This is a genomic window from Alicyclobacillus sendaiensis NBRC 100866 (genome assembly GCF_001552675.1).
Taxonomy (GTDB): Bacteria; Bacillota; Bacilli; order Alicyclobacillales; family Alicyclobacillaceae; genus Alicyclobacillus; species Alicyclobacillus sendaiensis.
This window is the reverse complement of record NZ_BCRQ01000096.1, coordinates 1-5489: the sequence shown is the minus strand read 5'-3', so window position 1 is coordinate 5489 and position 5489 is coordinate 1. Positions and strand designations below refer to the sequence as shown.

Annotated in this window: 3 protein-coding genes; all 3 read right to left on the bottom strand. The window is 48.3% G+C overall.

Annotated features, from left to right (window positions below; all coding sequences use genetic code 11):
- Positions 1-16: 16 nt before the first annotated feature.
- On the bottom strand, positions 17-1318 hold the full coding sequence (locus tag AS26_RS13080) for a toll/interleukin-1 receptor domain-containing protein (protein ID WP_169793510.1): 1302 nt from the start codon (positions 1316-1318) through the stop codon (positions 17-19).
- Between the two features lie 194 nt (positions 1319-1512).
- On the bottom strand, positions 1513-2316 hold the full coding sequence (locus AS26_RS13075) for a hypothetical protein (RefSeq protein ID WP_062310437.1): 804 nt from the start codon (positions 2314-2316) through the stop codon (positions 1513-1515).
- Positions 2317-2806: 490 nt separating this feature from the next.
- Positions 2807-5489, bottom strand: a 2683-nt coding sequence (locus tag AS26_RS13070; RefSeq protein ID WP_062310434.1) for a type I restriction endonuclease subunit R, incomplete at its 5' end; no start/stop codon positions are given.

Sequence of the window (5489 nt, the reverse complement as noted above, 5' to 3'; positions counted from 1 at the left end):
AATAGATTCTTACTCTTCACGGTTGTCCCTCCCGTCTAAGGGTATTCTCGAAATCAACCAACTTCTCGGGGTCAAGTCTGGCAGCATGAAAGACACGCCTTACCCCCTTCAACGCAGTTTCACATTGTCTCGGCCTCGGACTTGGATTTCTCTGAAGTCCGGTACTATAAGCCGCTATCGCAGCATCATAGTCTCCTAACACCAATTTAAGTTCACCAATTGTAAAATCGACCCAAAATGAAACATTGTCCCGAGATTGAAGTTGCAGGCAAAGTTCCAACACCTTTCTCGCTGTATCACGGGCTTGATCAACCCGCCCGGCCATTAGGCTGAGTGTTACAACATTCACACCACAATAATAGTTCATGGGATCGTTTTGAAACGCGATTTCATAGGCCTTGATAGCCTGTTCCAGTTCTTCCGTTCTTCCCTCCGACTCGTATAGTTCTCTGTGCAGACGTCCTTCGAGTCCGGCGATTTCAGGCAGATACCTAGCGTCCGGAAATTCCACAAAAATGTTCTTTAAGGTGTCCCGCGCTGCAAGCAAATCATGTTGTTCAAGAAGGATGAGAACTTTCCTGTGCAGGAGACCTAAGTCATCTGGAACTAAACTTAATGCCTTATCTACCTCTGACAAGGCCCGTGAATAGTTTTGTTCTTCTAGAAAAACCTTACTGAAAAGATCATGAATCTGAATGTCTATCGGGGATGTTGTTCCCAGCGAAGCATACATGGCATCCATAAGTCCGGGTAACTCCGAGGTTCTTCCTTCGTTCACATAGGAATCTATCCGGCGCATCCATACGGCAACCGCCGAAGCCGTAGCAAGGCGAGGTGGCTTGTGTACGCGAACGGAAGCCATATAGGTGTCTATTATTGGTCCCCAATACTCCCTCCTCGGAGTCAACCCAGCCTCAACCATCAGCCGCTCACAAATTTCAATAACCTTTTCTCTGTCATCACCTTGGTAGGCCTGATAAGTTGCCAAAGGGCCATCGAACTCTGACAAGGGCATCGAATACACGACGGGAATGACTCCTCGTTCTTTATTTGTTCCACTCGCCACTCCACATTCCCACATGATCCATGGTCTATCCATACTCCGGGGACTAAGAATTGCCAAAACAAAGTGTGCAGCGGCAAGTTTTTGATAAATATTGTCGCGCCATTCCGCCCCAATTCGCATCCCGCCAGAAGGTTTGGTATCACTCGACAACCAAACCTCAATGGCTCCTTGCGAGACATGTTGGAGTAATGTCTGCCAAGCCAGGGCAAGATCCTTCTCTTCATGCGAATGACTAATAAATACCTTAAGCAATATTGCCACCTCCTATAATGGTTCGTTTCCAATATGAATATCCTTCTTCAAGCCACCCCCTCACTCCGATCACCATCCACACCTACGCCACGCAACACCCGCGCCATTTCACCTCGATTTCAGGATTGAAATAACGTCTTGGTTGATAATATCGCCTATGGATGACGGTTTGCACAGTCTAAAATGTTATGGACTTAGAGGTAAGCCTGAACCTGTTGAATTAGTGTGAGGATCGCAGATAATAATGTGGAATTAGCCGTTATGAAGCCCCCAAATTCCTGTAATCGCTGGGTTACAAGTTGCAGCACGGAACGCCTTGGATTTCCTTTGGTAATCTGATTCTCTATTTCCGTTACGAGGTCTCGAATCTCCTCCTTCATTTTGAGGTCTAATCCTTCGCAAGACAAAAGTTTTAAAACATTTTCGGCGGTTTTGGCAACCACGTCCGCTTGATCCACAGTAACTATGCTGCTTGAAGTAATTTGTGCACCATCTTGAGCCAAGTTAAGAGCACCGATAGTGCTGTTTGTGACGGTAACTTGCGACTTGGTTCCTACGCCACGCTGGACCATAAGTGTATGAAGATAATCATTAATATGGTTTACGAAAGGTTGCACTACCAGCCGATTGAACTCTCTGACGTGATCCTGTACTTTGGTGCTGGACGCATATCCAAAACAGAGTTGGTAGTACTCTTTGTAATGCTCCAAGGCATACTTCAACAGTTGATAAGTAAAGGAAATCTCTCCGTCAGTCGTTGTGGGAATCTGAAATAGGTCATGATTCGAGCGTGATGCAATGGCTCCTTCAATGTCGTGTGTCTCTACGTTATGCGACCGGATAAAGTCCGCAATCAGAGGTTCGGAATCAATGTAGTCGATAAACCGGCGAAGATTATCCATTCCTTCCCGAAAATCCGTACGCAATAATCGGCTCGCAATTTGGCGAAAGTGGAGTGACATACGCTGTAATTCACCATCTGTAAGGGTATATTCCATATCACTTCACCCCACAATACGGGCAATACGGCCCGACCTCAATGTAATTTGCATGAACTTTGACAGTACGCCCGCAAATTTCATGAGTCGATGGTTCTAGATCGTCGTCAGTCTCAATTATTTGGCTATCTGGCTCCGTGTTCAATGGTGATGCCCTGAAAGATACGCCCGGGTTACGTTGAAACCGACGCTCCATGTCCCGTAACATACTGTTTATTTGTTCAGCCAAGTAATTTTGCGCAGCAATTCTGAGTTGTTCCTTAACCTCGTCCGAAAGGAAGTTGGATAGTTCATCGGACAATCCGCAGTACGGACAGAAAATTTGAATAACGTCTTCCTGTTCACACTCCCCAACGCTCAACTTGAACTTGTCACTACAATACGGGCATTGAAAACTCACAAACCCATCATCGTCAGTTGGAATAGAGATATGAAGGATTCCATCAAACATTGTAATCATCCCCGTTGACCGAGATGTCTCGCATGACCTTCACGCCTCCAACGGCCAATCCCTGTACAGTTCCTTCGCCTCTTCGACAAAGGCGTTGGTCAAAAATCTTAATTGCTCTCCTGTAATCTTCTCCTTCATGAGCACGTGCTTGACTGCTAGACTGACGGATGCCAGCACATCCTGGCGGTGTGGGGCAGTCCAGTCCGGCTGGAACTTCTGCTTCATCGCAGCAATGACCTTACGAACTAGGTTTGCCATGAATTCGTTTGAATAGGTTCCAGCCCCCATACTGGCGACAATGTTATAAAATGCCGACTCCTCGTCTGTTAGCCCAAGGTCTTTACGCAGTTTTTTCTCCTCGTCAATTTTCCGCTTCAGAGTGATCATGGCCTGAATGACGTCCGCAGCGTCAATGACACGCGCATGGTAATCCGCAATCGTTTTTTCCAGTAACTCCTTAAGGGATTTGGACTCTCTCCTGTTTTGCCGGAAGACGACCACGATCTCGTCTTCGAGCAGTTTCTTTAACAGTTTCAGTCGCAAGTCGACGTGCTTGTTGTCCTTTTTGACACTAGCCAAAAATGACTCGTCGAGAATGCTCAAATCCGGCCGCTCGATTCCCGCCACTTTAAAAAGATCGATTGCTTCCCTCGCCGCCAAACTTTCATCGACAAGTTTTTTCAGGCGGTCCTCTAAGTCACTCGGAGGTTTGGGTCTATCCCCATCGGTATTTCCGCGAAGTTTTCGAAGTTGTACTGCCAAAATCTCATAAAGCAATACTTCGTTGGCCCGCTCGATCACTTCCGGTAAATGGCGAACCAGTTGATGGGCCTTCTCCAGTTTCGCTTGCGCCTGCAGAAACGGCTCTTCCCTTTCGCCCAGGAGTTCGTTTACACGGTCCGCAATCCAGTCTTCACGTTCGATCTTGGGAAGCCCGCGCCAATTGATCGTGTCCAAGTCCGGTGGGAAGAACGCCCGCACCGCTTCAAGCGATGAATAAAAAATTTCCACCGCTTGCTTAATATCAACGACGGGTCTACCTCTCCCGCCACCTGCTGTATATCGTTGGGTGGCCTCTTTCAGCGCATCCGCGATTCCAATGAAGTCAACAACGATCCCACCAGTTTTGTTCGGGAAGACCCGATTGACGCGCGCAATTGCCTGCATCAGGTTATGGCCTTTCATCGGTTTGTCAACGTACAAGATGGATACTGGCGGCAAATCCGTACCTGTCAGCCACATGTCCCGAACGATCACAAACTTGAGCGGATTGTCGGGGTCCTTCATCGCCGCCTTGACTTCTTCTTGCTCTTCCTTGGACTTGATGTGGGCGTACTTGCTTCCGGGCTGAACCTGTCTCCATTCCTTCGGATCCTTCGAGACATCGCCCGTCATGACGACTTCCACCGGGGGACAATCGGGCAACTTGCGCAATTCGTCGTACAAAGCGACGCAAATCTCACGACTCATACACACTATCATGGCCTTATCATGTGGCCCAGCCTTCTGATTAAAATGTTGGACGATCTCCTTGGCCAAGGTTTGAAGGCGTGGTTTCGTTCCCACCACCTTTTCAAGGGCCGCCCATTTCGCCCGGTGTTTATCCAGTTCGTCCCCGGAGTCAGCCGCTCGAATAATGGCCTTGTAATCTTCGTCCAAGTTGGCATTTGTCAGATCCAGCGGAATCAACCGAGGTTCGTAATAGATTGGTACGGTCGCTTTGTCCTCGACCGCCTGCAGCATGTCATAGGTGTGAATAACGTTGCCGAACACTTCAACCGTATCGCGATCAGCAAACGAGATGGGGGTACCAGTGAAGCCAATAAATGAGGCATTCGGGAGAGCCTTTCTCAAATGTCCGGCAAACCCGTCATTCTGGTACTGACTACGGTGCGCCTCGTCTGCAATCACAACAATGTTTCTGCGCTCAGATAACACCGGATGTTCTGCTTCGGAATCCTTCAAACGGAACTTCTCAATGGTTGAAAAGATGATTTGGCCCGCGTCGTTACGTAACAAATCCCGTAAGTCTTCCGCTGAGGCCGCCTGATGAACATGTCCAACAAGTGACGCGCCCGCAACAAACGTTTTATACAATTGCTCATCGAGATCCGAACGATCCACCTGAATGACAATTGTGGGGTTTTCCATTTCGGGGTGCCGCGACAAGATGCCCGCAAAAAACAGCATCGAAATGGACTTGCCCGAGCCCTGGGTATGCCAAATCACCCCGATTTTTCGGTCACCATCCGGTCGCGTTGCCCGAATGGCTTCTTCCACGGCAAACCGTACGCCAAAATACTGATGATATCTGGCGCCGATTTTTGTAACCTTTTTACCGTCGTCCATGAAGACAATGAAGTCACGGATGTAGGACAACAGCCTGTCCTTCGGGAACAGCCCCTCAATGAGGGTCTTCATCGAGTTAGCAATGTTGTTGTCAACGTTTCGTCCGTCAATGGACTTCCAGGCAGAATAAAACTCCAGTGGTGCCCCTGGCATTCCATGATACGTGTGTGTACCATCGGAGATCACAGCGAAAGCGTTGTAATTGAATAACTGAGGGATGTCAACGGTGTAGTTTTCGATTTGGGTATATGCATCCTCAATCGTCGCGGATTCCTTATACGGGCTCTTCAATTCAAAAACCACGAGGGGAAGTCCGTTTACGTATACGATGATATCCGGACGCCTCGCCATTTTCCCCTCGATTGGAAGTTGG

Bases quoted from the DNA above. Each gene is read 5' to 3' on its own strand.
- AS26_RS13075 (WP_062310437.1), bottom strand. From the start codon at position 2,316: ATGGAATATACCCTTACAGATGGTGAATTACAGCGTATGTCACTCCAC.